The organism is Amycolatopsis sp. EV170708-02-1, from assembly GCF_022479115.1.
Taxonomy (GTDB): domain Bacteria; phylum Actinomycetota; class Actinomycetes; order Mycobacteriales; family Pseudonocardiaceae; genus Amycolatopsis.
In genome coordinates this window covers 441,449-465,932 of sequence record NZ_CP092497.1, presented here as the reverse complement: position 1 = coordinate 465,932, position 24,484 = coordinate 441,449, and the positions used below count along the sequence as shown (strand labels likewise).

The following is a 24,484-nucleotide window of genomic DNA, read 5'->3' as shown; positions in this document are numbered from 1 at the left end:
CGGAATGTCGGTGCTCTTCCCCGGCGCTCCTGATCTCGACACCTACTGGCGCAACATCGTCGACGGGGTCGACGCGATCACCGAGGTCCCGGCCGACCGCTGGGATCCGGGTTTCTACCAGCCCGACGCCGAACCACGGGCGGACCGGCTCTATTGCCATCGCGGCGGTTTCGTCGGTGAACTGGCCGAAGTGGACGTCACCGGCTTCGGTGTCATGCCGTCGTCGGTCCCGGGTACCGAACCCGACCAGCTGATCGCGCTGCGGGTGGCCGCACAGGCCATCGCCGACGCGGGCGGGGAGCACCGGCTGCCCACCGACCGGCAGCGGACCGGGGTCATCCTCGGCCGCGGCGGTTATCTGACACCCGGTCTGGTGCGGCTCGACCAGCGGGTCCGCACGGCCACCCAGGTCGTCCGCACGCTCGGCGAGCTGATGCCCGAACTCGGCCGCGAGCGGCTGGAGGAACTCCGCCGGGCCTTCACCGACCGGCTCGGTCCCGAAGCCCCCGACGCCGCGATCGGGCTCGTGCCCAACCTCGCGGCTTCGCGGCTGGCGAACCGGCTCGACCTGCGCGGACCCGCGTACACGGTGGACGCCGCCTGCGCCTCCTCGCTCGTCGCCGTCGACCACGCCGTCCGCGAACTGGGGAGCGGGCGGTGCGACGTCGTGCTGGCCGGCGGCGTGCACCACTGCCACGACGTCACGTTCTGGAGCGTGTTCTCCCAGCTCGGCGCGTTGTCGCGGAGCCAGCGGATCCGGCCGTTCCATCAGGACGCGGACGGGGTGCTGATCGGCGAGGGCACCGGGGTCGTCGTGCTCAAGCGGCTCGCGGACGCCGAACGGGACGGTGACCGGGTCTACGCCGTCGTCACCGGGACCGGGGTGGCCAGCGACGGCCGGACCGCCGGACTGTCCACTCCGGACACCGCCGGACAGGTCCGCGCGGTGCGGCAGGCCTGGAGCGCCGCGGGGATCGACCCCGCCACGATCGGCCTGCTCGAAGCGCACGGGACCGCCACACCGGCGGGCGATGCCGCCGAACTCGCGACGATCGCGGAGGTCTTCGGGCGGACGGACCGGCCGACCGCGGTGCTCGGCTCGGTGAAGTCGATGATCGGGCACACCATGCCCGCGGCGGGCGTCGCCGGACTCGTCAAGGCCGCTTTGGCCGTGTACCACGGGGTTCTCCCGCCGACCCTGCACTGCGAGAACCCGCATCCGGCGCTGGCCGCGACCCGGTTCGAGACGCTCGGCGCCGCGAAGGCCTGGGAGACCGACGACCGGCGGCCGGTGCGGCGGGCCGGGGTCAACGCGTTCGGTTTCGGCGGGATCAACGCCCACGTGGTCCTGGAGCAGGCCGCGACACGGCCCGCCGTGGAGGTTTCCGAGCCCGAGCAGGTCCTGCGGCTCTCGGCGCCGACCGTCGCCGAAATGGGATGCCTGCTCGACCACGACGACGTCCTGAGCGAGGGTGACACCGGTCGCGGCCGGGTCCGGCTCGGGCTCGTCGATCCGACGCCCAAACGGCTGAACCTGGCCAGGAAAGTGGTCGCGAAGGGCAAACCCTGGCGCGGCCGCAACGACCTCTGGTTCGTTCCGGAACCGCTGCTCGGCCAGGGCGGGGGCAGGCTCGCGTTCGTCTTCCCCGGGCTGGAGAACGAATTCGAGGCCCACGCAGATGACGTGGCCCGGCATTTCGGTATTCGCTGGGAAGCACCGGACGTCACCATCGGCGACGTCGGCAGGCACGGCAAGGGCGTGTTCCAGCTGGGCAGGCTGCTCGACACGGCGTTGCGCGCACTGCGCGTCACGCCGGACGCGCTCGCCGGGCACAGTCTGGGGGAGTGGACCGCCATGGCCGTCGCCGGGATCCACGCCGACACCGAGGTGGACGCGTTCCTGGCGGGCTTCGATCCCGACGCGCTCAACGTGCCGGGGCTGGCGTTCGCGGTGATCGGCGCGGCCGCGCCCGTGGTCACCGATGTCCTCAAAGGACAGTCCGAAGTGGTCCTTTCCCACGACAACGCGCCCCATCAGGCGATGATCTGCGGGCCCGCCGAGGCCGTCGACGGCTTCGTCCGCGGATTCCGCGCGGACGGCGTGATCTCCCAGGTGCTGCCGTTCCGGTCCGGTTTCCACACGCCGATGCTCGCGCCGTATCTCGGCCCGATCCGCGAGGCCGCCGAACGCTACACGCTGCATCCGGCGAAACTCCCGGTCTGGTCCGCCACGACCGGAAAGCCGTACCCGGCGGCCGCCGCGGGGATCCGGGACCTGTTCGTCCGGCATCTGCTGGAGCCGGTGCGGTTCCGCGGCCTCGTGGAGAACATGTACGCGGCCGGGTTCCGCGCGTTCGTGCAGACGGGTGCCGGACAGCTCGGGTCGCTGATCGGGAACACCCTGCACGACCGCGAACACCTCGTCGTCGCCGCGCATTCCGCGCACCGCCCCGGTGTTCCGCAACTGCTGAGGACCGCGACGGCCTTGTGGGCCGACGGCGCAGATCCGGCGTTCGAACTCCTTCCCGGCCAACGCGGCGCGAACCGTGGCCGGACGATCCGGCTCGACCTCGGCGGCGCGCTGGTGTCGCTCGACGAGCGCGTCCGGCGCGGCTTCCGGCCGCCGGGGGCGAACACGTCCACTTTGGACCGGATCGGACGACGGAACCCGCTGGCAGCCGAATTCTCCGGGTTGCTGGCCGACACCGCCGGCCTGGCGGCCGAACTGTTCGCCGCCAGGCCGGCGCCCCGGATCCGGCCGTTGCGCACCGAACTCCGCGTCTCCGTCGAGACCATGCCGTATCTGCTCGACCACTGCTTCTTCAAACAGCCACCAGGTGCCGATCCCGCCGACTCGTGGCCGGTCGTGCCCGCCACGACGGTGATCGGGCACCTGATGGACTTCGCCGAGCAGGCCGCGCCGGGCAGCCGCGCGGTGGCGCTGGAAGACGTCCGGCTGAACCAGTGGATCGCCGCGATCCCCGCGCTGGACGTACCGGTGACCGTTGTCCCGCAAGGGGTTTCGCGAGCCGGTGTCTCCCTCGGCGACTACTCCAGGGCCGTCATCGACCTGGACGCCGCGTTCCCCGCCGATCCGCCCGGGCCGTGGACCTTCCCGGCCGCCCGGGAACGGACACCGGACCTGCGCGCCGAGCAGCTCTACACCGAACGCTGGATGTTCCACGGGCCGCGGTTCCAGGGCGTCGAGGAACTGGTCGCGGTCGGGGATCGCCACGTGCGCGGAGTGCTGCGGACACCGGACGCGCCGGGGGCGCTGCTGGACAACGCGGGACAGTTGCTCGGGTACTGGATCATGTCCCGGTTGCCCGCGCGGACCACCGTGTTCCCGGTGGGGATGCGGCGGATCCGGTTCTACGGCGAGCATCCCTTGCCAGGAGACCGCGTCGACTGTGTCGTGCGCGTCGTTTCGGTGACCGACGCGGAACTCGAAGCGGACGTCCAGCTGATCCGCGGCGGCCGGGTCTGGGCCGAGATCGAGGGCTGGCGCGATCGCCGGTTCGACAGCAATCCGGTGATCCGGGCGATGGACCGGCGGCCCGAGCGGGCCACGCTGTCCGAAGAACGTCCCGGTGGCTGGGCGCTGGTCCGCGAGCAGTGGCCGGATCTGGCCACCCGCGAGCTGATCATGCGGAACGTGCTGGCGGGGGAGGAAAGACAGGCTTACGCCGGCCAGTCCCCGCGCCGGAAACGGACATGGCTGCTCGGCCGGATCGCGGTGAAGGACGCCGTCCGGCGTCTCTTGTGGACAGACGGCGCGGGAGACGTCTTTCCCGCCGAGCTGCGGGTCGGGAACGACTCGTCGGGGGCGCCGATCGTCTCGGGAGCGTACGGGAGAAGCCTGCCGGAGCTCACCGTCTCGATCGCCCATCGGGACTCACTCGGCGTCGCCATCGCCCGCCGAGGGCTCTGCGGGATCGACATCGAAGCCATCGAAGACCGGCCGGAGAGCACGGTCGCCGCCGCACTCGGCGCGCCGGAACGTGCCCTGCTCGGCGAGCCGGAAGCGTTGTGGTTCACCAGATTCTGGGCCGCCAAGGAGGCCGTCGCGAAACGGCTCCGCACCGGCCTGCGCGGTGATCCGCGCGCTTTCGCCGTCGTCGGCGCGGACGACGGGCGGCTCACCGTCGAGGTGGGCGGTGCCCGGTATCCGGTGTGGCACACCACGATCACCACCCGGGCGAAGGACTATGTCGTGGCTTGGACGGAGAACGAAGAATGACCACTGAGACCGTGGCGGCCGGGGCCGTGCTGGCCGACCTCACCGTGATGCTGCGCGAACTGCTCGAAGAATACGGCCTGAACGACGCCGAGATCGGCCGGGACACGAAATTCCACGACGACCTCGAACTGGAGAGCATCGACCTCGTGACGCTGTCCGGGCGGCTGCGCGACCACTACGGCGACAAGGTCAACTTCGCCGAGTTCATCGCGGAACGCGAACTGGACGAGATCATCGCGCTGACCGTCGGCGAACTCGTCGACCACGTGGTCGTGTCCCTCGACGGGAAGGCCTGAGCATGGCGAAGGTCAAGGTCGGCGACCTCGACGTCCATGTCCAGCGGCTCGGGCCGTCGGACGGCGCGGCGCCGGTCGTGGTGTTCGTCCACGGCCTCCTCACCGACAGCCTGGCGAGCTACTATTTCACGCTCGGGCCCGCCTTCGCGGCGCAGGGCATCGACGTCGTCATGTACGACCTTCGCGGGCATGGCCGCACGACGCGGCCCGCCACCGGCTACCGGCTGGAGGAGTTCGTCGCCGATCTCGACGGCCTGCTCACCGCGCTGGGGATCGACCGGCCCGTGCACGTGGCCGGGAACTCCTTCGGCGGCTCGATCGCCTTCGGGCTCGCGGCTTCGCGTCCGGAGCGCGTCGCCAGCGTCGTCGCCATCGAAGCGGAGCCACCGGTACGGGCGTGGGCCGGGCATATGGCCGAAGGGCTCGCCGACGCGAAGAACCGGCTCGCGCGCGACGAGGTGATCGGCTGGATCGCCGAGAACCACGGGGCGCACACCGCCCGGCTGTCGAAATCCGCGTACAAGATCCTCGCGGCCACCACGCTGGCGGAGGACGTCCCGCTGAGCCGGACCATCGACGACGACCTCGCGGCCGTCCGCTGCCCGGTCTTCGCGCTGTTCGGTGACCTGTCCGGGCTCTCGGCGCAGGTCCCGGACCTGGAGGCGAACCTCGGCCGCTGCCGCACCGTCGTCCTGCCGGACCAGGGACATTCGGTGCTCGTCGAGCGCACTGCGGAGACGTCGGAGCTGATCCTGGACTGGGTTCGCGAACACTCGTGCGAAACGGCGGCCTGAGTGGGCAGATTCCTCTTCGTCACCCCGCCGCTGACCGGGCACGTGAACCCCGCGGTCGGGGTCGCGGCCGCCCTCACCGCCCGCGGGCACCAGGTCGCCTGGGCGGGGCGGCCCGAGGTCATCCGGCGGCTCGCCGGCGACGGCGCCGACGTGTTCCCGTGCGCGATCCCGCGCCGCCTGCCCGAACGCGACGCGAGCCTCAAAGGGCCTGCGGCGTTCCGGTTCCTGTGGGAGGAGTTCCTGATCCCGCTGGCCGAGGCGATGGCGCCCGGGGTCCGCGCCGCGATCGGCCGGTTCCGCCCGCAGGTGGTGGTCGCCGACCAGCAGGCCGTCGCGGGCGGTCTCGTCGCCGACGGGCTCGGCCTGCCGTGGGTCACCTCCGCGACGACGTCCGCGGAACTCGTCGATCCCTTGGCCGGGCTCCCCAAGGTGGCGGCCTGGCTCGACGACCTCCTCGACGGCCTGCGCGCGCGGATCGACGGCGGCCCCGCCGACCCGAGGATGTCGCCGCACGGCGTGCTCGCGTTCACCACCCGGGAGCTGCTCGGCCCGGCCACGCTCCCGAGCCGGGTCCGGCTGGTCGGGCCGTCCATCGGCGGGCGCGCGCCGACCGGCGGCTTCCCGTGGGACCGGCTCGACCGGGCGGTGCCGACGGTGTTCGTCACCCTCGGCACCGCGAACGCCGACGCCGTCGGGGACTTCCTCCGCGCGGCCGCCAAGGGACTCTCCGAGGTCGACGGGATCCGGACGGTCATCACCGATCCCGGTGGCGCGGTGGGGCCGGTGGGAGACACGGTGCTCGTGGTGCCGCAGGTACCCCAGATGGCCCTTCTGGCCCGGGTGGACGCCGTCGTCTGCCACGGCGGGCACAACACCGTCTGCGAAAGCCTGTGGCACGGGGTGCCGCTCGTGGTCGCGCCGATCCGGGACGACCAGCCGATCATCGCCGGTCAGGTCGTCGACGCGGGCGCCGGCGTCCGGCTGCGGTTCGGAAAGGCGAAACCCGAACGGATCGCGGCCGCCGTGACCAGGGTGCTGGGCGATCCGGGCTACCGGTCGGCCGCCGAAAAGGTGGGCGCGTCGTTCCGGGAGGCGGGCGGGGCCGCGGCGGCGGCGGACCACCTGGAGGCTCTGCTCGCCTAGGAGACCGCGGCCGAGACCTCGCGCAAGAGTTCTCCGGCGTCTTCGCCCCAGCGGGAAACGACGACGAGGTCGCGTCCGGGATCGACCCACAGCAGGTGCCTGCCGCCGTTTCCCCGGGCGCACCGGCCGCTCGGCGGGGCGGTGGGGTAGACCTGCCGCCGGTCGTTGAGCCACCAGAGGTAGCCGTAGTCCGGGTTGTGGTCGCACGGGCTCCAGGTGCGATCGATCCACTCCCTGCTGAGCAGGCGGCGGCCGTCGTGTTCGCCGTCGCGAAGGTAGAGCAGGCCGAGCAAGGCGAGGTCGCCGGCGGAGATCCACAGGCCGCCTCCCCAGTGCGCTCCACCGCTGACGACCGGAACGGCTTCGCCGTCGATGTCGGTCGTCGCGCCGCGGTAGCCGTGCCACGACCAGGTGCCGGACGCGCCCATCGGCCCGAGGACGTGGTCCCGCAGCACCGAGGGCAGCGGCCGGGCGAACAGACGGGTGAGGGCGAGACAGAGCAGATTCACCCGGACGTCGTTGTAGGCCCAGCCCGCGCCCGGCGGGGCGTCCCATGGCGCGCTCTCCGGACGATGGCTCGAAGCGTCCGCCCAGGCCGGTTTGCCCCAGAGCTCGCCGTCCCATTGGCTGGTCTGCTGCAGCAGGTGGTGCCAGGTGATCGCGCTCGGGACGCGCAGTCCGGGCAGGTCGAGCGTTTCGGTCACCGGCCGGTGGAGATCGGGGATCAGTCCGGCATCGAAGGCGAGGCCCGCGACGGTCGACACGACGCTCTTCGTGGCGCTGAACGCCATTTCGGGAACATCGGGATCACCCCAGGACGCGACGCGTTCCCCGCCGTGGACCACCACCCCGCTCGCTCCGGACGCGGGCAGCACCGGCCCGATCACCTCCCGGTGGGAAGCGTCGGCCACCTGAGACTCCAGGTAGCTCGCCATGTCTTCGATTCCCGGCGTGACACGCGCCTGCTGTGCCGCCGCGGCGGCACGGATGACGGACAGCTTCACAGAAGACCCCCCTTCACGCACGGTGGCCAGGGTCCTCTACTCGGCTAGCCCTTGAAAAGCCCGCGTGTAGGGACTCTCCTGGAGGGGTACCAGCCTTCAGAAGGTGTGTCCTCGTGCTGGGAGTCGCCATGACCGCCGTGAAGCCCTCTCCGCGACCGGAGGCCGTCCGCTTCGGCGGAAGGATCCGTGCCCCGAAGGGGAGTGTCTTCCTCAGCGTCGTCCGCACCACCGACCACAAGACGATCGGTCTGCTCTACCTGAGTACCTCGTTCGCGTTCTTCCTCGCCGGCGGCTTCATGGCGCTGCTGATGCGCGGCGAGCTGGGCAGGCCGGGTATGCAGTTCCTGTCGCAGGAGCAGTACAACCAGCTGTTCACCATGCACGGCCTGATCATGCTGCTGCTGTACGCGACGCCGAACCTCTTCGCCTTCGCCAACTACATCCTGCCGCTGCAGATCGGGTCCCCGGACGTCGCGTTCCCGCGCCTGAACGCGTTCTCCTACTGGCTCTACCTCTTCGGTGGGCTGATGGTGCTCAGCTCGTTCCTGACGCCGGGTGGCGCGCCCGACTTCGGGTGGACGATGTACACGCCGCTGTCCAACGCCGCGCACGCGCCGGGAGTGGGCGCCGATCTGGTGCTCATGGGCCTGATCGTGTCCGGGCTCGGGACGATCCTCGGCGCGGTCAACATGGTCACCACGATCCTCTGCCTGCGCGCGCCCGGGATGACCATGTGGCGGCTGCCGCTGTTCACCTGGAACATCCTGTTCACCACGATCCTGATCCTGGCGGTCTTCCCGATCCTCACCGCCGCCCTGTTCGGGCTGGAGGCGGACCGGCGGCTCGGCGCGCACGTGTTCGATCCGGCGAACGGCGGCGCGATCCTCTTCCAGCACCTGTTCTGGTTCTTCGGGCATCCCGAGGTGTACATCGTCGCGTTGCCGTATTTCGGCATCATCACCGAGATCGTCCCCGTGTTCAGCCGGAAACCGTTGTTCGGCTACAAACTCATGGTGTTCGCGACGATCGCGATCACGGCGCTGTCGTTCGCCGTGTGGGCGCACCACATGTTCGCCACCGGCGCGGTGCTGTTGCCGTTCTTCTCCATCATGACCTTCCTCATCGCGGTGCCGACCGGGATCAAGTTCTTCAACTGGATCGGCACCATGTGGAAGGGGCAGCTCACCTTCGAGTCGCCGATGCTGTGGTCGATCGGGTTCATGGTGACGTTCCTGCTCGGCGGGCTGACCGGGATCATCCTCGCCGCGCCACCGCTGGACTTCCACATCCACGACACCTATTTCGTGGTGGCGCACTTCCACTACGTGCTGTTCGGCACCATCGTGTTCGCCACCTTCGCCGGGATCTACTTCTGGTTCCCCAAGATGACCGGGCGGATGCTCGACGAGCGGCTCGCGAAGCTCCATTTCTGGACGACGTTCATCGGCTTCCACATGACGTTCCTCGTCCAGCACTGGCTCGGCAACGAGGGAATGCCGCGCCGCTACGCCGACTACCTGAGCACGGACGGTTTCACCCTGCTGCACACCATTTCCACGATCGGTGCGTTCCTGCTGGGCGCGTCGGTACTGCCGTTCCTCTGGAACGTCGTCCGCAGCTACCGGTTCGGGGAGGTCGTCGAAGTCGACGACCCGTGGGGACACGGGAACTCCCTGGAGTGGGCGACGACCTGCCCGCCGCCCCGGCACAACTTCTACGACCTGCCGAGGATCCGGTCGGAACGGCCGGCGTTCGAACTCCACTATCCGCATATGGTTCCCCGGCTGCGCGCCGAGGGGCATACGACCCCGTTCCAGCGCCGTAACCGGCCCGCCCCGTCGGAAGTGGTGGCGGACAAGGCACTGAAGGACGACCACACCACCTGAGGCGAGGAAATGAGGTACCGCGCATGATTTCGATGGACGTCGAGGGGATGGCAGTCCTGGCCCCGGAAGCGGCACCGGTGATGTTGCTCCGCGAACGGGAAGGCGAACGCCGCTGGCTGGCGATCACGATCGGCGGCCCGGAGGCGAGCGCGGTGGCGCTCGCTCAGGAGCGGATCCGGCTGCCCAGGCCCGGCACGATCGAACTGATCGGCCAGGTCGTCGAGTCGTTCGGGCACCGGGTCACCGGAGTGCAGGTCACCGCGCTGCGGGACGGCATCTTCTTCGCCGACCTGGTACTCGATTCCGGGATCCGCGTTTCGGCCCGGCCGAGCGACGCGGTCGCGATCGGTTTGCGGGCCGGGGTCGGGATCGAGGTGGCGGACGCGGTACTGGAGGTCGCTTCGGTGCGGGTCGAGATCGTGGGGACCGGGCCCGACGCGGAACTCCCGACGGTGCCGTCCGACCCGGTCGCGCAGGAGCGGGAGGTCGAGGAGTTCCGGGCGGCGCTGGACAAGATCGCGCCGGAGGACTTCGGGGACCAGCCGCCCGATCCGCCTTTGCGCTAGCCATCCCCGGATGTCATGAAAGGTCCTTTCCCGGCGAATTTCGCCAGGAAAGGACCTTTCATGGCGCGTGTTACCGCAGCTTCGCCAGGCCCTCTTCGATCGCCTCGATGATGCGCGGCCGCATCTCGGCGGCGCTGATGATCGCGTCCACCGAACCGACCTTCACCGCGCGCTCGATGCTGTGCACGCCGTCGAACTCGGACGCGACCGCGCCCAGCTTCTCGGCCCGCACCGACGCCTGCACCTCGGCCAGCTCCGCGGCCAGCGCGGCGCGTTCGGCACCCGCCGCCCCGCTGAGCTTCTCGGTGAGCGACCGCACCCGCTGATCCGCCGCGGTCCGCGCGTTGACCTCACCGGCGAACACGACCGCCGCGGCGGGCGCCCCGCCGAGCACGGAGGCGAACGAGCCTTCCAGCGCCAGCACCGTCATGTTCGGGTTCAGTGCCTTCGAGAAGACCACGAACGCGCCGCCGTGGTACCGCGAGATCACGGTGAACACGATCGGGCCCTCGAAGTTGACGATCGCCCGGCCGATCTCCGCGCCGTACTCAAGCTGCAGCTTCCGCATCGACTCCGGTGAGCCGTCGAAGCCGGACAGGTTCGCCAGCACCACCAGCGGCCGGTTGCCGCTGGCCGCGTTGATCGCCCGCGCCGCCTTCTTCGACGACCGCGGGAACAGCGTGCCCGCGGTGTAGGTGTCCGGGCCGTCGGTGGGCGGGAAGCCGCGGCGCGGCACCGAACGCGACTCGATACCGAGCAGGCACACCGGCCGTCCGCCGAGGTGCACGTCCTGCACGGCCGCGGTCTCCGCGTCCGCCATGCCGGGCCAGCGCTCCAGCACCGGGTGGTCCTGATCCGACAGCGCGCGCATCACGGTGCGGATGTCGAACGGCTTCTTGCGGTCCGGGTTGGCCTCCCGCGAGAAGATCTGGCCGACCGTGGTGAAGTCGCTGTCGACGGCCGCGTGCGGGAACGACGAGATGTCCCGGTCGATAGGGTCGTTCGTGACCGCCTTGCGCGGACCGGACTCGTCCGGTGCCACGTAGGTGTGGTCGTAGTGCGACATCAGCACGTCACGCGCCGCGGCGAGGTTCGGCGCCCAGTACTGCGCCTGGCCGTTCGGGCCCATGACACGGTCGTAGCCGCCGATGCCGAAGTTGTCCTCGGCCGAGACGCCACCGGAGAAGTCGAGGGACTGCTTACCGGTCAGCACCATTGCGGAATCCGGCGTCATCACCAGGATTCCCTTGGTGTGCATGAGCATCGTCGCTTCGGCGTTCCAGTACGGCTGGGCGCCGACGTTGATCCCCGCGACGACGATGTTGATCTCGCCGCCGTCCTGGGTGAAGTGCACGATCCGCTTGAGCGCGGCCGCGACCCAGTCCATGTTCTCGGTGCCGGACTCCATCGAGATCCGGGCGCCCGCCGAGAGCGCGTACCACTCCAGCGGGACGCGCAGCCGCTCGGCGAGGTCCAGTGCCGCGATCACGCGTGAGCATTCCGGCTCCGACAGCGCGCCGAGCGCCTTTGTCGGGTCGCCCAGCAGCACCACGCGCTTGACGCCCTCCGGGTGGCGTTCGGTCGGCGTGGTGACCACACCGGCGACGATCGCCGCCTTGTTGCGCCCCTTCTTCCGGTCGACCGGGACGAGGGTGTTCGTGTCGTCCATGTCGTACTCGGTGAACGAGCCGAGCATCTCGGTCAGCTCGTACGGGTACACGGTGTCGCGGCGCCGGGCGCGCAGCACGTTCTGGCGGTAGTCGTCGAGCGGGAGGATCGGCTCGGTGGTGGGCTCGGACAGCGACATCTGCACGCCGCCGCTCACGTCGTAGCCGATGCGCACGGCGACCTCTTTGACCTCGCCGGTCGCGCGGTCGCGCTGCCTGCCGAGGAACTGGACCTCTTCGAGGCCCGCGCCCGCCGTCGACGGCTGCACCCGCTGGGCGACCGTGTCCAGCTCCTCGCCGGTGAGCTCACTGGTCGGCCACACGTACAGCATGATCCTGTTGGTGTCGAAGCGTTTCTTCGGCGGAAGCTTCGCCTGCACCTCACGGATCGCGTCGAGGCAGCCGGCCAGCGTGCCTTCGACCGCGGGCAGGGCCAGCAGTTTCCCGTCGTTGTCCCGCAACGGGGTCAGGTCACGGACCTGGGCGAGCGCGACCAGCCGCTGATCCGACGGGTTCATCGGCGAGACGCACTTGAACAGGTAGACGTCCTCGTCGCCCGACGGCAGGCGCGTGAGGTCGAAGTTCGCCAGCCGCTGCAACTGCATCCGCTGGGCGATCAACGGGTGCAGGCCGCGGATCAGCCGCTCTTCGCTGAACCCGGTCGAGGACGGGCGGAAGGTGAAGTGGTGGTGCATCACCGCGCCGCCGTGCCCGGCGACCGTGGTGGTGATCCGCCGGATCCGGCTCGGCAACGCCCCGGCCGTGAGGACCTCGCGCAGCCCGGCGGCCATCGCGTCGTCGTCGGCCGACTCGTCGTCCCACGTCAGGTACACGTCCGCCTCGACGTCGGTGTCGGCGGGCAGCTGGGCGGCGAGATCGGCGACCGCCTTGATCGCGCCGGGCAGGCCGGCGCGGTCGACGGCGGTGGTGGCCATGTGGAACCGCTCGTTCGCGTCGGCGTAGTCGCCGGTGACGAAGGTGCAGCCGCCGACGGTGACCTGGCCGACGCCGGTGAGCGCGCGGTTGCCGTAGTAGCGGCGGCTCAGCACTTCCAGCAGCGGCGTGTGGTCGGTGCCGGGGCGGCCGATCCGCTGTCCGAGCAGGCGGACGAGCGGCTGCGCGCTGGCCAGCATGCTCGCGATCCGCTCGGCGCGGTCCGGCGAATCCGGGTGCAGGTCGAGGTGACGCAGGTGTTTGCGGACCTCGCTGTACACCTCGGCGCGGGTGCGGCGCAGCAGCGGCTGGGCGAACCAGCGGAACACCACGCTGCGCGCCAGGTCGCCGACGACCGGGAAGCGGAGCTGGGTGGCGGCGATGAGCTGCTCCAGCGCCTTGCCCGCCGGCTCGCGCATCGACTCGAACGGCTGCGGCTCGGTGAGCCACTGCCGCAGCAGCGCGGTGACGATCGCGACGTCGGACGAGGTCCGCTGCTGGGCGAGGAAGATGCGGAAGACCGCCTCCTCCAGCTCCGGCGTCCGCTCCAGATCCTTGATGCCGTAGTGCGCCAGCACCTTCTTGAGCTTGTTCTGGAACGACTCCGACAGCCCCGCGCGTTCGACGTCGAGGCTCTGCAGGTACGTGTGGAAGAACTCGCGGGAGCTGTGCACCCGGGTGTCCGTCTTGGCGTCTTCGCGGGCCGGCTTGTTGCGCATCAGCTCGGAAAGGTCCGCGAACACGGTCAGCAGCTCGACCTCGCCCTCCAGCGGGCGGTCGCCGTTGCCCTCCAGTTCGTCACGGGCGGCGAGGTACGCGCTGAGCGTGCGGCGCTCGTCGTGCGGGTCGACGTCGAAGCCCAGCAGGAGACTGCGCAGATCCTGCTGTCCCCGCGTGATCCGCTGCGCGGCCGACGTCCCGTCCGGTTCGGCGGGCAGCTCGATCTCGACACTGCCCGCGTCCTCCGCGACCTCGGCGCCTTCCTCCGCCAGCGGCTCGAGCCGCAGCAGGGGAGCACCGGTCTCGACCTGGCTGCCGACCGAGACGACGCACTCACGCAGCTTCGCGCGGAACGGCGCGCGGAGCACCGTCTCCATCTTCATGCTTTCCAGCACCAGCACGGGGGCGCCCGCCTCGACCTCGGCGCCGACCTCCAGCGGGGTCGCGACGACGAGCGCGGGCGCGGGGGAGCGGACGACGCCGCCCTCGTCGCGGCTGATGCGGTGGGTGATGCCGTCGACCTCGACCAGGTGGATCGGGCCGTGGGTGCCGGTGACCAGGCGGAACCGGGTGCCGTTGACGGTGATCTGGCCGGTGTGCTCGTCGAACCGGTCGACCTCGACGTCGGCGGGGTGGATGTCGCCGCCGCCCGCCGAGACGCCGACACGGAACCGGCGGTGGCCGATCCTGGCGACGCTCACGCGGTACGCGGCGCCGCGCAGCTTGAGGTCGAGCGGACGGCCGCTTTCGTGCTGGACCTGCGGGCGGCCGCCGTGCGCGGTGGAGAGGAGCCGCTGGCGCTCGACGGCTTCCTCGTCCTCGTAGGCCTCGATCGCGGCGGCCGCGAGCGCGATCGCGGAATGGCGGTGGGTGACCAGCTTGCCTTCGCCGCGGACGCGGTCGATCCAGCCGGTGTCGGCGCTGCCGTCGATCACCTCGGGCTGGTCGAGCAGGTCGAGGACGAAGCTCTTGTTGGTCGCGCCGCCCTCGATGATGACCGTGGTCTGCGCCATCGCGCGGCGCAGACGGCCGAGCGCCTCGTCACGGTCGCGGCCGTAGGCGATGATCTTCGCGATCATCGAGTCGAAGTCGGCCGGGATCGTGTCGCCTTCGCTGACCCCGGTGTCGACGCGGATGCCGGGGCCGGCGGGCAGGTCCAGGCGGGCGATACGGCCCGGCGACGGCGCGAAGTCGCGGTCCGGGTCCTCGGCGTTGAGCCGCGCCTCGACGGCGTGACCGAACTCGACGGGCTGGACGCCGTCGAGCTTGCCGCCGGAAGCGACGTGCAGCTGGGCCTTGACCAGGTCCATGCCGGTGGTCAGCTCGGTGATCGGGTGCTCGACCTGCAGGCGGGTGTTCACCTCGAGGAACGCGAACAGCTTGTCGCCGGGGTGGTAGAGGAACTCGACCGTTCCGGCGCCGCGGTAATCGACCGCGAGCGCGAGCCGCTCGGCGGACCGCTTGAGCTCGTCGGCCTGCTCGGGGCTCAGCACCGGGGAGGCGGACTCCTCGATGATCTTCTGGTTGCGGCGCTGCACCGAACAGTCGCGGACGCCGAGCGCCCACGCGGTGCCCTGGCCGTCGGCGATGACCTGGACCTCGACGTGCCGGGCGCCGGTGACCAGGCGCTCCAGGAAGACGACGCCGCTGCCGAAGGCGCGCTCGGCCTCGAGGCTGGTGCGCTCGTAGGCGTCCTTGAGCTCGTCGGCGGAAGTGATGACGCGGATACCGCGGCCGCCACCGCCTGCGGTCGCCTTGAGCATCAGCGGATAACCGATCTCGGCGGCGGCCTTGATGGCGGAGTCGAGATCCGCGACGGCGCCGCGGCTCCACGGAGCGACGGGCACGCCGACCTCTTCGGCGATCAGCTTCGCGCCGATCTTGTCGCCGAGCTTGCGCATCGCGTCCGCGCTCGGCCCGATGAAGGTGACGCCCAGCCGCTCACACAGCTCGGCGAAGGCCGGATCCTCGGCCACGAAACCCCAGCCGACCCAGGCCGCGTCGGCCCCGGTCTCGGTCAGCGCCCGCTCCAGCACGGCGAAATCGAGATACGGGCGAGCCGACGCGGGGCCGAGGTTGTAGCTGATGTCGGCTTCCCGCACGAACGTCGCCGACCGGTCCGCGTCCGTGAAGAGCGCGACGGTCTCGATCCGCCGTCCGGTCTCCGCCGAAAGCTCGCGGACGGCGTGGATGAGCCGCATCGCGGCTTCTCCGCGGTTGACGATGGCGACACGACTGAACACCGACTGAGCCTCCCAAGTGCGCGACACCGCCCCGCCGGATCACGCGCGGGGCAGTCTTCTGTACCTGTCTAACAGCCTGCCTCTTACCGGCCGGTACGAGAATGTCGCCGGTGGCGCATGCCGGGGGCCGGGGATTGTAGGAACCCGCCAAAAAGTGTCGTGGAACACCTAGCGGAGGGGCCCGATGACGTCATGAAGTGGACAACTGACGGCTCGGCTTGCCGGGCGGGGTCGCGAGGTGTCACCGGGTGTTCACGCCGGTTTCACCGGGGTGCCCGGGGCTTGCCGGCCGTTTCTGGTGACGGGTCGTTGTCCTGGGTCTCGGCGGTTGGGGTGGGTGTGGTCGGTTTTCGGCTACGGGCGTTCGGCCGGCAAGTCGCGGCGTCGTTGTGATGCGCTGGGCACTTTCGGGCGGGCCGTCGGGTGGCGGTTGCCGTTTTCCGGCGACGACGAGCGAGAGTGGTCGGGTTCGCGGTATCGGGTCTGGGGTCGGTTTTCGGCGAGGGCCGGCTGCGCGTGTTCGGCGTCGAGCTGAGCGGCGGGTCTTGAAGTGGAGGTTGCCGAGCCTTGGCCGGTTTTCGGTCACGGTGGAGTGTGGCGTCGTTTTGATGCGCTGGCTGCCTGCGAGGCGGCTCGGTGGACGTCGCCGTTTCTCGGCAAACGAATGTCGAAGGTTCTCAGGCAGGGGAAACGGCGGCCGGGTTCGTGACGTGCGGCATCGTGGTCGTTTTTCGGCGACGGGTGGGGGTGTCGTCTTGGGTGTTTGGGGCGACGTCGAGAACGGTGGTGGTTCTCAGCCGGAGTCAGTCGGTTCGCGGCGTGCGGCACGGTAGGCGCTTTTCGGCGACGGCCTTGGGCGGTTGGCGACTCTGGGAATGTAGTGATTCCTCGGCAGGAGTCGGCCTGCCCGCGACCGGGCTCTGGCTGTGTGTCGGCCAGCAGGGCAGTGGCGTTCGCGGCCACGGTGCCGTTGTCGTTTTTCGGCGATGGCTGAAGGGCGTCTTCGTGCGCGGTTTGCGGCGACGTTGGGAACGTAGTGATTCGGAGTCGGCCGGTGTGCGCTGTGGCCGTACGGCGGCGAGCGGATCAGTGCCGTTCGCGGGCTGTTGTCGTTTTTCGGCGATGGCTTAGAACGGTGGTGGTTCGTCAGTGCGCGGCGTGTGTAGTGGTGGGGGTGTGCTGTCGTGGCTTTGTCCGGTGGGTGTGGTGATGGTGAGGGTTCCGTCGGGGCCTAGTCGGTAGTTCCAGCCGGGTTCGTCTTTCAGGCGGTGGTCGCGGCGGCAGAGGTCGATGAGTTCGGTGTCGGTGGTGTGGCCGCCGAATTGCCAGGGGAGTGAGTGGTCGAGGTCGCAGGCTTGGGCGACGCGGTGGCAGCCGGGTCTTCGGCATTCGCGGTCTCGGACTCGGACGAATTCGTCCAGGCCTGCGGTGGGTCGGTATCGGTCGCGGCCGAGGTCGAGGACCTGTCCGGAGAGTGGGTCGGTGATGATTCGCCGTAACACCGTGTTGGGTCCGGAGGCGATGTGCCGGGCTAGTGAGGCGGGGATGTGGCCGTGTCCGGCTAGCTCGGCGGGGTCATCGTTTAGTCCGAGGTAGGTGTGCAGGTCCATGTAGAGGAACACCTCGGATCGTTCGGTCTTCCCTCCTTGGCCGTCGAGTAGAAGATCGAGGGCGACGTCCGCGCGCAGCTGGTCCAGTGTGCGCGTCTCGCCACCGGCGCGTAGTGCGCGTGCTTCGCGGTCGATGCGGGTGTAGGCGGCGGCGACTTTCTCGACAGGGCCGTCTTCGACCTCGATGGAGGCCACTCCGGTCTCGCCCTGTCGCACCGTCACCCGGCGTCCGGCGCGGTTCCGTTCGGTCCGCCGGGCGGCGCCGTCGCGGTCGGTCATCATCGCGGCGTGGTTTGCCGCTTTCCGGATCTGGTCGGAGTTCTTGTCCGGTAGCCGGTCTTCCAGGGCCGCGTCCACCGCGCGGGCGTCGTCGTCGGACAGCCACGCGGTGGCGGCGGCGACCTTCATCGCTCCGAAGCCGCCCACCTTCCCCCGGTCCAGCAGCCCCAGCGTGTGGGGCAGGCGGGTGGTCAACGCCTCAGCGGTGGACACCAGGCCGGCAGCGTGACCGTCCACAACGGACAGAGCGAGCGCGACCTCCTGTGCCACACTGCCGGCCCCGTCACGATGGCGGCTCAACCGCCCCAGCGCGCGGAACCGGACCGCCTCCAGGCGTGCGATGCCTTCCGACGCCGCGACGGCGGCGTCCATGGCATCGTTGTCCCCCAACGAATCCAGCGAAGCATTGACCTCCCGAAGAGCGTCCGACGACGTGATTTCCTTCAATAGCGCCACAGTGGCGTTGAGAGTGTCCACACGCAGAACGTACAACCGACCACCGACAGTTTCCGGCGAGAGCGACTCAGTAGTAGTGCCTCAACTCGCCCCAAAGCGCGGCCCAGGGCCGGGAAGTCCCCGTACACAAGGAAATCCGCACCCCTTGCTCGTCGTTCTCGACCCCGAGACCGTTGTCGTGAACGGCCATCTCACGACATCCGGTGAACCAAGCCGGACGATACGGGCCCACGACGACCACGGGTCCCGAAGCCGTAGCAGGAGGCGGCCCCCAGTCCGCATAGGACATATGCCCCGAGTGCACGCCGGGAAGCCCGTAGTACTCCAGAGCCCCCGCCTGTCCGTAGTTCCGCGTGAAGATCACCGCGGTCGAGCGCTGCTCCGCCGGGATCTGCTCCCAGACCCAGGTGACCGAAGTGGCCAGCTCCGGCCAGCCGGCCTGCTCGCCTTGTTCCTTGTTCACCACCAGGACCGGGTCCAGCGCGGACACCGGCAGCAGTGGCAGTCCGACGACGAGTGACACTGCCGCGCCCACGAAAGCCAGCAGGACAGCCGAAGTACGGCGCCAGGTCCGGTCGAGCCAGCGCAGGCAGGGCTCGGCGCCGGCTGCGGTGAGCAGCAACAGAAACGGTGCCGAGTAGTACGGTTTTCCGCCCAGCACCAACAAAATCACGCACAGCACCGGATAGGCGAGTGCCAGGGAGCGCGCCCAGCGCAGAGCCGGATCACGCCAGAGCCGGAGACCGCCCGCGATCCAGATCGGCACGGCCACCGGCGAAAGATAGACCAGCTGCATCGGCACGAACAGGATCCGGTTCTCCGCACCGTCGTCCTCGCTGATCCCGGAAGCCACGGTCAGCAAAGGGAAATCGTGCGCCGCCTGCCAGATCAGGCCCGGTGCGGCCAGCACGAGCGCGAGCAGGATCCCGACGGCGAGCCAGCCGCTGCGGAACACCGTCCGCGGCCCGGTGACGAGTACCGCCAGGCCGATCGAGGCGACCATCAGCAGGACAAGCCATTTGCCCTCCAGCCCGATACCGACGACGGCGCCGATCGCGAGCCACCACCGTCCGTCGCCGGTGCGGAACAGGCGCAGGGTCACCAGGCCCAGCGCGCTCCAGATCAGCAGGTCGACGGTGGCCGTCGACAGCATGTGCCCGTCGACCACGACGAACGCCGCCAGCGCGGTCGCCGCCGCGGTGAGGACCTGCGCGCCACGGCCGCCACCGAACTCGCGGGCGACCAGCGCCAGCAGGACCACCGTCGCGGCGGCGCAGAGTGTCGCGGCCACGCGCAGGCCGGCGGGAGTGGCGCCGAAGACGTCGGTGGAGATCCTCGCGAGCAAGGGTGTCAGTGGCGGTTGATCGACATAGCCCCAGGCAAGCCGTTTCCCCGCGGCGAGGAAGTACAGCTCGTCGCGATGGAAGCCGTACCGCCCCGAAACCAGCGTCAGCACCAAGACCTGGATCGCGACCACCAGACCGACCGGACCGCGAGCGAATCGCTCCATCGCGCCTCCCCAGACGCGGGGAATCCTACTGCGCGGGCGGCGCCAATTCGACCCTGTTGCGGCCACCCTGCTTCGCGCGGTAGAGCGCCATGTCGGTGGCGACGAGCAGGTCGTCGACGCTGGAGATGTTGGCCGCCGGGTACATGGCCCCGCCGATCGACACCGTCAGATCGGTCAGCACCGTGTCGCGATCGGGCAGCGCGACCGAGACCACCGCCACCTGGTGCCGGATCCGTTCGGCCACCTGGCGCAGCGTCTCCTCGCCGTGGATGTCCGGGATGACGATCGCGAACTCCTCGCCGCCCCACCGCCCGCAGACGTCCTGCTCGCGGATCTCGGCGCGCAGCGCGTCGCCGACCGCGCGCAGGACGAGGTCGCCGTTGGGATGGCCGTAGGTGTCGTTGATCGTCTTGAAGTTGTCGAGGTCGAGGAACAGCACGCCGAGTTTGCGGCCGGCGCGCGTGCGGCCCAGCTGTTCTTCGGCCAGCTGGCGCCAGCGGCGTTTCGTGACGAGACCGGTGGTGGCGTCGGTATGCGCGTCGCGCCGGTACTGCGTCAGCAGCAGCCCGCGGTGCAGCGCGACCAGCGCGATGACGACGCCGACCAGCACCAGCGGGTTGGCCTGGACGAGTACGACGGCCGTCACGAGGCCGAGGCCGAGCGCGCCCGCTTCGAGGATCTGGTCACCGAACCCGGAGAACAGTTCGCCGATCGACTTCGGCGGCGACGAGAGCGCGATCGCGATCATCACCAGCGCGGTGTTGATCGCCCAGCGCAAGGCGGCGGCCACGATGATGACGGCGAGGTCGCCCAGCCCGGCGAGCAGCCCGGAGTCGGGCGAGCCGGGGTAGTGGCGCATGCCGAGGCTGAGGACGACGACGGCGGCCTGCGTGCCGCAGAGCACCGTCGCGGCGGAGAAGATCCACCGATGGGGGAGAACCGGCCGTTGATGTGGCCAGATCCGCAGCCATGCGATGGTGTAGGTCACCACGACCATCGCGGCGGCGAGCACCGGAGGCAGCGCGATGACGGCGGCGACGCTCCACACCGCCTTGGTGTCGACGTAGGCGACCGACGGGGCCCTGTCGTACTCCCGTTGGCGTTCGATCTGCCGGGTGCCCTCGATCGCGATGGCCGCGCACAGCGTCAGCACGCCGAACCGGACCAGGTCGGTACCGGTCACCGGGATCAGCCGGGCCGTGGCGGCGGTCGAGAGGACTGCGATGAGATTCACGACCAGGACGTAGGAACGCACAGGTCGCGGCAGGCTCCACAGGTGCCAGGCCCTGAGCCGCCGCCGCGCGCCGCCGAGTCGTCCGTCCACGCACCCTCTTCCGTCGGTGATCTACACCGTAATCGAACCGGGACTGCGACGACCGTCGTTGTCCGGACGATGAGAGCCGTGGCCCCGAATTCCCCCGGACAGCCCAACCGAAACGAGGGAGGTGCACCGATGCAGGACAACAACTGGTGAGTGTTTTGCCGGATAGATCGCTATTTCGAGGGAGGTGAACCGCATGCGGGACAACAACTGGACGTGAGTGATCTCGCCCACGAGAGCGCGGCTTCGCGAAGGGAGGTGAACGTAGTGCGTGACAACAACTGGACGACCCGTCGTGACAACAACTGGACGTGATGTGTCAGGAACCGTGTTCGCCAACGGGTGTCGTCCCGCCTGCCGGACCCACGGGATCTTCGGGTTCCCCGGGGCCGCGGCGGGACGACACCGCCCGTGACCAGCCCACTCCGGCGACGAAGGCGACCACCACACCGCCGGTCGCCGCGACGGTGACCACGGTGGTCGGCGCGACGACCTGGGCCAGCAGCCCGGCCGCCGCGATCCCGGCCGCCTGAGCCGCCCGCAACGCCGCGATCGCGACCCCGATCACCTGGCCGCGATGGGCGGGCGGAGCGGCGAGACTGTACTGCGTCTGCGTGATCATGTCGTGCGCGGAGAACACGCCGGAGATCGTCCACAGCACGACGATCGTGACCAGGCCGGGAGCCCAGCCGGTCGGGATCAGCACCAGGCTGCTCGCCACCGTCAGCGCGCCCAGCACCCGGATCTGCCGTTCGCGCGGGATCCGGCTCAGCAGGATGCCGCCGAGCACCGAACCGACCGGGTTCGCGGCCAGCAGCCACGGCAGCGCGCCCGCGCCACCCAGTTCGGCGGCGACCGGGACGGCGAGGCCCTCCGGCACGACGTAGAAGCCGCAGCAGCAGGCGATGAGCAGCAGCCAGCGCAGTTTGCGGTCGCGCGCCACCAGGCGGCAGCCCTCGATCAGGGACGGGCGTTCGTGGTGGACGGGCGCCGAGGGCGGGAAGCGTTCGAGCCCGAAGCGGAGCATGAGCGCGGAAAGCGCGAACGTTCCCGCGTCGATGAGCAGTGCCCCCGGCACCCCGAGGCCGGTGACGACGGCGGCGCCCGCGCCGAAGCCCACCACGAGCCCGGCCTGGTACGTGGACGAGATGACGGCCTGGCCGACGACCAGCCGGTCCGGATCGAGCAGATCGGGCAGCATCGCCTGGCGGGCCGCGTGGAACGGCCCGGCCATGAGCTGGACGAGGAACAGCAGCGCCGCCGCGGCGGGCAGCGGGAGTCCGGGGACCGCCATCAGCGCGATCAGGACCGCGCGGCCGACGTCGGTCACCACCATCACGGTGCGTCGCGAGAACCGGTCCGCGACACCGCCCAGCGCGCCGCCGAGGAGGTCGGGCACGAAGGTCAGCGCGTACGCCGCCGAAGCCCAGCCCGCCGACGACGTCCGGTCGAACACCAGCACCGTGAGGGCGACCCTGGCCAGCTGGTCGCCGGCGACCGAGAGCAGATGCGCGAGCCAGATCCGGCGGAATCCGGCGACCGCGAAGACGCTGCGGAACGACGCCGCTCGGGCTGGCATGCGCCTCAGGCTGTCGTGAAGCGGCCACTTTGCGCAACCCTCGGAAAAAATCCGTCCGCCATGTCGAACCGGCGCGGGCCCGTTCGACGTGTCAGTAAGAGAAGGAACGGAGAATCCGATGTCGCATTCACTGGGCCCGCTGGCGAACAACCTCACCGCCTACGCCATCTACTCGACCGCGCAGACCGAGATGCGCCACGCCTACAAGCTGATCGAGGCGGGCGACTACCTCGGCGCCGCCGCGGAGATCGATTCCGCCGCGCACGCCGCCGAGGTGCTCGCCCGCGCCACCTCCGAGCTGGACGCCGAGCGTTCGGAACGGTGGCTCAGAGTCGTCGTCGCGCGGAGGCGGTTCGCCGACCAGGCCCGGGCGCGGGCTTCGGACACCGCTCTGGCTCTCGCCGCTTAACGGAAAGCGCGCCGATAGGTGCCCGGGCTGACGCCGGTCGTGCGCTTGAACCGGTCGCGGAACGAGGTGGGCGAACCGAACCCGACTTCGGCGCCGATCCGTTCGACGGCGTACTCGGTGGTCTCCAGCAGATGCTGCGCCTGCCGGACACGGGTCCGGTGCAGCCACTGCAACGGCGTCGTCCCGGTCTGCTCGCGGAAATGCCGGATCAGCGTGCGCGTGCTCATCCCGGCGCGCGTGGCGATGTCGGCCAGTGTGAGTTCGCGCGCGAGATTTTCCTGCATCCACAACAGGGTCGGCTCCAGCGTCGCGCCTCGCGGAGCGGGTGGATGCCGCAACGCGATGAACTGCGCCTGTCCGCCCTCGCGTTCGAGCGCCATGACCGAAAGGCGGGCGGCGTCGGCCGCGATCGCGGAACCGTGATCCCGCCGGATCAGGTGCAGGCACAGATCCAGGCCCGCGGCGGCGCCCGCGGACGTCAGGATCTGCCCGTTGTCGACATAGAGCACGTCCGGGTCGACGTCGACCTCCGGATACGCCGCGGCCAGCGCCTCCGCGGCGACCCAGTGGGTGGTGGCGCGAAGGCCGTCGAGCAGGCCCGCGGCGGCGAGAATGAAGGTGCCGGAACAGATCGAGGCGATCCGCGTGCCCCTCGCGGCGGCCGAGGTCAGCGCGGCGTGGACGGATTCCGGCAACGTCCGGGCCGGCTCGGTGGTGCCGGGGACGATGATCGTGCCCGCCTCGCGCAGCGCGTCCAGCCCTCGCGGCGCGCGCAGGGTGAAGTGCCCGGCGTCGACGTCCGGGTGTTCGGCGCAGACGACCACGCGATAGGCCGCGCTCCCGTCGGCTAGCCGGGTCCTGGTGAAGACCTCGATCGGTGTCGAGAGATCGAACGGGACCACTTTGTCCAGCGCGAGCACGGCGACGGTGTGCATGGACCGCAACGTACCCGCCCGATGGCGAGATCCCGTTGGAAGGCGTCGTTCACGCCACTGGGAGCGGGGGCCGCCCGGTTCTAGCGTCGAACCATGATGATCATCGCGCCGATTCTCGTCGGCCTCGCCTATGTCGTCCTGATGTCGTTGATCCACGAGCCGCACCGCCGCCGCTTCAACGCGGTCATGATCGCCGGTGCGGGCGCGGCCTACGCCAGCGGCGGTGGGCTCGGGATCTGGGAACTCGTCTTCACCGCGCTGATGGCCTATGTGGCGTACCGCGGGCTCGAATCGTGGACGTTCATCGGGATCGGCTGGCTGCTGCACACGGCTTGGGACGTCGTGCACCATCTGAAGGGCGCCCCGATCATCCCGTTCCTGGACGATTCCTCGTTCGGCTGCGCGATCTGCGACCCGGTGATCGCGATCTGGTGTTTCGCCGGCGGGCGATCGGTGACGGATTTCGTCCGCGCCCGTGTCGGTTCGCGTCGTCCCCGTTCGTCGGTGGGGTGAACCGACCGGACGAAAGGACGCTGAAATGACGGTGATCGTGGCGGGAAAGGTGTACGTCGCCCCGGAGGAACGGGACCGATACGTCGAAGGACACCAGGTGATCGTCGAGAAGGCGCGGGCCCATCCCGGCTGCCTCGACCTGGTGATCTCGGCGGACACCCTCGAACCGGGCCGGGTGAACATCTTCGAGTGCTGGGAGTCGGAGGAGGTACTGAACGCCTGGCGCGCGGTCTCGCCTAGGCCGACGTACTCCGCCGAAATCCTGGACGGCGAGGTCTTCAAGCACCGGGTCTCCTACTCCGGACCCCCGTTCGACTGATCGCGGTGGAGCGCCGGACTTGACCTTGACATCGTGACAAGGTCTTCACTGGAGCGCAGGA

At 70.0% G+C, this 24,484-nt stretch carries 16 protein-coding genes; 9 read left to right on the top strand and 7 right to left on the bottom strand.

What is annotated here, in order from left to right; translation table 11 throughout:
- Positions 1–4: 4 nt before the first annotated feature.
- Genes MJQ72_RS01915 through MJQ72_RS01900 form a run of 4 tightly spaced genes read left to right on the top strand, consistent with a single transcriptional unit; the run spans position 5 to position 6,473 of the window.
- Positions 5–4,240: a beta-ketoacyl synthase N-terminal-like domain-containing protein gene (locus MJQ72_RS01915; RefSeq protein ID WP_240601606.1), complete on the top strand. Its 4,236-nt coding sequence runs from the start codon at positions 5–7 to the stop codon at positions 4,238–4,240.
- Positions 4,237–4,536, top strand: a complete 300-nt coding sequence (locus MJQ72_RS01910; RefSeq protein WP_240597266.1) for an acyl carrier protein — start codon at positions 4,237–4,239, stop codon at positions 4,534–4,536. The genes MJQ72_RS01915 and MJQ72_RS01910 overlap by 4 nt, the downstream gene beginning before the upstream one ends.
- 2 nt (positions 4,537–4,538) lie before the next feature.
- Positions 4,539–5,330 carry an alpha/beta fold hydrolase gene (locus MJQ72_RS01905; protein WP_240597265.1) on the top strand — a complete coding sequence of 264 codons (792 nt, stop codon included), beginning with the start codon at positions 4,539–4,541 and terminating at the stop codon, positions 5,328–5,330.
- Complete coding sequence (locus tag MJQ72_RS01900) at positions 5,331–6,473, top strand: glycosyltransferase (protein WP_240597264.1); 1,143 nt, start codon at positions 5,331–5,333, stop codon at positions 6,471–6,473.
- Here the strand turns inward: MJQ72_RS01900 and MJQ72_RS01895 are convergent.
- A complete protein-coding gene (locus MJQ72_RS01895; RefSeq protein WP_240597263.1) occupies positions 6,470–7,477 on the bottom strand; it encodes a serine hydrolase in 1,008 nt (335 codons plus the stop codon). The two genes, MJQ72_RS01900 and MJQ72_RS01895, sit on opposite strands and share 4 nt — an antisense overlap.
- Positions 7,478–7,605: 128 nt before the next feature.
- Between MJQ72_RS01895 and ctaD the strand changes: the two genes are divergently transcribed.
- Together ctaD and MJQ72_RS01885 are read left to right on the top strand one after the other, a co-directional pair.
- A complete protein-coding gene (ctaD, locus tag MJQ72_RS01890; protein ID WP_240597262.1) occupies positions 7,606–9,363 on the top strand; it encodes a cytochrome c oxidase subunit I in 1,758 nt (585 codons plus the stop codon).
- A 23-nt stretch (positions 9,364–9,386) separates the two neighbouring features.
- Positions 9,387–9,929 carry a bifunctional nuclease family protein gene (locus tag MJQ72_RS01885; protein ID WP_240597261.1) on the top strand — a complete coding sequence of 181 codons (543 nt, stop codon included), beginning with the start codon at positions 9,387–9,389 and terminating at the stop codon, positions 9,927–9,929.
- A gap of 70 nt (positions 9,930–9,999) precedes the next feature.
- Here the strand turns inward: MJQ72_RS01885 and MJQ72_RS01880 are convergent, their stop codons facing one another.
- The 5 genes from MJQ72_RS01880 to MJQ72_RS01860 form a co-directional block, all read right to left on the bottom strand.
- Positions 10,000–15,492: a carboxyl transferase domain-containing protein gene (locus MJQ72_RS01880; protein WP_240597260.1), complete on the bottom strand. Its 5,493-nt coding sequence runs from the start codon at positions 15,490–15,492 to the stop codon at positions 10,000–10,002.
- Between the two features lie 1,127 nt (positions 15,493–16,619).
- Positions 16,620–17,837 (bottom strand): HNH endonuclease signature motif containing protein, encoded by a 1,218-nt coding sequence (locus tag MJQ72_RS01875; protein ID WP_240601605.1) that lies wholly within the window; start codon positions 17,835–17,837, stop codon positions 16,620–16,622.
- 67 nt (positions 17,838–17,904) lie between these two features.
- The gene (locus MJQ72_RS01870; RefSeq protein ID WP_240597259.1) at positions 17,905–19,347 is read right to left on the bottom strand and encodes a glycosyltransferase family 39 protein; all 1,443 of its coding nucleotides are present in this window, start codon (positions 19,345–19,347) and stop codon (positions 17,905–17,907) included.
- 25 nt (positions 19,348–19,372) lie between these two features.
- Positions 19,373–20,671, bottom strand: coding sequence for a diguanylate cyclase (locus tag MJQ72_RS01865; protein WP_396426922.1), 1,299 nt, complete (start codon positions 20,669–20,671; stop codon positions 19,373–19,375).
- A 316-nt stretch (positions 20,672–20,987) separates the two neighbouring features.
- Positions 20,988–22,247, bottom strand: coding sequence for an MFS transporter (locus MJQ72_RS01860; protein WP_240597258.1), 1,260 nt, complete (start codon positions 22,245–22,247; stop codon positions 20,988–20,990).
- Positions 22,248–22,365: 118 nt separating this feature from the next.
- Between MJQ72_RS01860 and MJQ72_RS01855 the strand changes: the two genes are divergently transcribed.
- The gene (locus MJQ72_RS01855) at positions 22,366–22,656 is read left to right on the top strand and encodes a hypothetical protein (protein ID WP_240597257.1); all 291 of its coding nucleotides are present in this window, start codon (positions 22,366–22,368) and stop codon (positions 22,654–22,656) included.
- Here MJQ72_RS01855 and MJQ72_RS01850 read toward each other — a convergent pair.
- Positions 22,653–23,591 (bottom strand): GlxA family transcriptional regulator, encoded by a 939-nt coding sequence (locus MJQ72_RS01850; protein ID WP_240597256.1) that lies wholly within the window; start codon positions 23,589–23,591, stop codon positions 22,653–22,655. The genes MJQ72_RS01855 and MJQ72_RS01850 overlap by 4 nt on opposite strands.
- A 93-nt stretch (positions 23,592–23,684) precedes the next feature.
- Between MJQ72_RS01850 and MJQ72_RS01845 the strand changes: the two genes are divergently transcribed.
- Together MJQ72_RS01845 and MJQ72_RS01840 are read left to right on the top strand one after the other, a co-directional pair.
- Positions 23,685–24,104, top strand: coding sequence for a DUF6010 family protein (locus MJQ72_RS01845; RefSeq protein ID WP_240597255.1), 420 nt, complete (start codon positions 23,685–23,687; stop codon positions 24,102–24,104).
- Positions 24,105–24,129: 25 nt separating this feature from the next.
- Positions 24,130–24,423, top strand: a complete 294-nt coding sequence (locus tag MJQ72_RS01840) for a putative quinol monooxygenase (protein ID WP_240597254.1) — start codon at positions 24,130–24,132, stop codon at positions 24,421–24,423.
- Positions 24,424–24,484: the final 61 nt, after the last annotated feature.

What these genes read in the sequence shown, in the direction of transcription:
- MJQ72_RS01850 (WP_240597256.1), bottom strand. Translation starts at nt 23,591, where the DNA reads ATGCACACCGTCGCCGTGCTCGCGCTGGACAAAGTGGTCCCGTTCGAT.
- MJQ72_RS01855 (WP_240597257.1), top strand. Translation starts at nt 22,366, where the DNA reads ATGTCGCATTCACTGGGCCCGCTGGCGAACAACCTCACCGCCTACGCC.
- MJQ72_RS01910 (WP_240597266.1), top strand. Translation starts at nt 4,237, where the DNA reads ATGACCACTGAGACCGTGGCGGCCGGGGCCGTGCTGGCCGACCTCACC.
- MJQ72_RS01870 (WP_240597259.1), bottom strand. Translation starts at nt 19,347, where the DNA reads ATGGAGCGATTCGCTCGCGGTCCGGTCGGTCTGGTGGTCGCGATCCAG.
- ctaD (WP_240597262.1), top strand. Translation starts at nt 7,606, where the DNA reads ATGACCGCCGTGAAGCCCTCTCCGCGACCGGAGGCCGTCCGCTTCGGC.
- MJQ72_RS01860 (WP_240597258.1), bottom strand. Translation starts at nt 22,247, where the DNA reads ATGCCAGCCCGAGCGGCGTCGTTCCGCAGCGTCTTCGCGGTCGCCGGA.
- MJQ72_RS01905 (WP_240597265.1), top strand. Translation starts at nt 4,539, where the DNA reads ATGGCGAAGGTCAAGGTCGGCGACCTCGACGTCCATGTCCAGCGGCTC.
- MJQ72_RS01840 (WP_240597254.1), top strand. Translation starts at nt 24,130, where the DNA reads ATGACGGTGATCGTGGCGGGAAAGGTGTACGTCGCCCCGGAGGAACGG.
- MJQ72_RS01885 (WP_240597261.1), top strand. Translation starts at nt 9,387, where the DNA reads ATGATTTCGATGGACGTCGAGGGGATGGCAGTCCTGGCCCCGGAAGCG.
- MJQ72_RS01915 (WP_240601606.1), top strand. Translation starts at nt 5, where the DNA reads ATGTCGGTGCTCTTCCCCGGCGCTCCTGATCTCGACACCTACTGGCGC.
- MJQ72_RS01845 (WP_240597255.1), top strand. Translation starts at nt 23,685, where the DNA reads ATGATGATCATCGCGCCGATTCTCGTCGGCCTCGCCTATGTCGTCCTG.